The 1727-nt window shown below is 30.8% G+C and carries 2 tRNA genes and 1 rRNA gene; all 3 read left to right on the forward strand.

Annotation, left to right across the window (positions count from 1 at the left end):
- The first annotated feature begins 63 nt into the window (after positions 1-63).
- Positions 64-139: transfer RNA gene (locus QI30_RS05340), tRNA-Thr, on the forward strand.
- A gap of 1 nt (position 140) precedes the next feature.
- Positions 141-213: transfer RNA gene (locus QI30_RS05345), tRNA-Lys, on the forward strand.
- A gap of 1396 nt (positions 214-1609) precedes the next feature.
- A 16S ribosomal RNA gene (locus QI30_RS05350) occupies positions 1610-1727 on the forward strand; the annotation flags it as partial.

Here is a 1727-nt window from a genome sequence, read left to right on the forward strand (position 1 = left end):
TTAAGACACCGCCCTTTCACGGCGGTAACACGGGTTCGAATCCCGTAGGGGTCATTTTCATATGCCGGTGTAGCTCAGTTGGTAGAGCAACTGACTTGTAATCAGTAGGTCGAGGGTTCGACTCCTTTCGCCGGCACCATGAGTCATTAGCTCAGTTGGTAGAGCATCTGACTTTTAATCAGAGGGTCGCTGGTTCGAATCCTGCATGACTCATATTAAGCGAGTGCAAATTGCATTCGCTTTTTTGTTTGTTCTAAAATAGATTAATAAAGATAGAAAAGATGTGCATTGACTGTACATCTTCTTTTTTATATTTTTCGATGAAAAAGTGATTATATATTGGACGTTATTGTATTAACAATCTTTTTTAAAGTATAAGTTAAATAGAGATGACTAGGCTATTGTGTAGTTGGAGACATTTATTTTAATACGTAAGATTACAAATCAAAAGGCATGTAGCTGCTAACAAACAAGGATAAAATAGACTGCTCCATACTCAAAAATATAATAGAGTAGTTTTTATGAGTATTTTTCAGAATGATACGACAAGATGTGCTAGTTAATAAATAAAGACCTGGCTACATGGCATTTTAAAAAACGATGTTCAGATAGATTTAATACATCAATTTAATGGGATTAACAGTAAGATTTAAACAGTAAAGAAATGATTAAAAGTGTATTCAGGTGAACTTGATAAATACGGTATCGCCATTTTTCTCGTCGCTATTCAAAAAACGAATTTTAAGAGAATAGATAGAAGGAATATAAATATCTTTATTGAGGTAGCAATGGATTCAAGATATAGGTAGTTATTCTAATGAAAAGAAATCATTAGTTTGTTACCAGTGAAAGAATTCGATAATAGATTGATTTATAAATGTAAAGCCGCTGAAACCATACTTATAAATGAAAAGAATATTTGTTATGAAGAAGGAGAAGCTACCTACGGATCCTTATTATAATTAAGTAAGTATAGCTTCACTTCAAATACAATAGTAAAGGTTTAAGTGAATGCATGTTTCTATCTTTAAATCCTAAGGTAGCAAGTCTACAGATAAGGTTTTTGGGAAACTACTAATAAATTTTAATAACCAATTATAAATTTTTTTTAATAGTTTAAGCTTTAAGACCGATAAATAATAAGTGATCAAAAAGTATAGTTACTAAAAAGGATAAAAAGCAATTATACAAGGTACAGAATAGCTTTTTCATATAGTCATCCATAGTATAGTTATAAATATAAAATATCCATTTAAAAGAAAAATATCAGTATAATATATATAGTATATAAAGTTTTATAAAAAACGTTTAAAATATCAATAAAAAATACTAAAAAACTATTGCATTATTATATGTACGGTGTATAATATAACTTGTCGTTAAGGAAATGACACATAACTTAATCAAAAATAATAATTTTAAAAAAGTTGTTGACAACTTAAAATTAAAATGTTATTATTATTAAGTCGTCAAGAGAGATAACGACAACGAAATGAACCTTGAAAACTGAACAAGCAAGATGTAATCACAATAAATTCGGTTCAATTGAATCGAAAAAATGTTATCAAGCAAGATAACGCTAGCAAAGCAAATGAGCTTTCAAACACTTTTTATGGAGAGTTTGATCCTGGCTCAGGACGAACGCTGGCGGCGTGCCTAATACATGCAAGTCGAGCGAATGATGAGAAGCTTGCTTCTCTGATTTAGCGGCGGACGGGTGAGTAACA

This window comes from Candidatus Kurthia intestinigallinarum (assembly GCF_003991225.1).
In the GTDB taxonomy this organism is placed as follows: Bacteria; Bacillota; Bacilli; order Bacillales_A; family Planococcaceae; genus Kurthia; species Kurthia populi.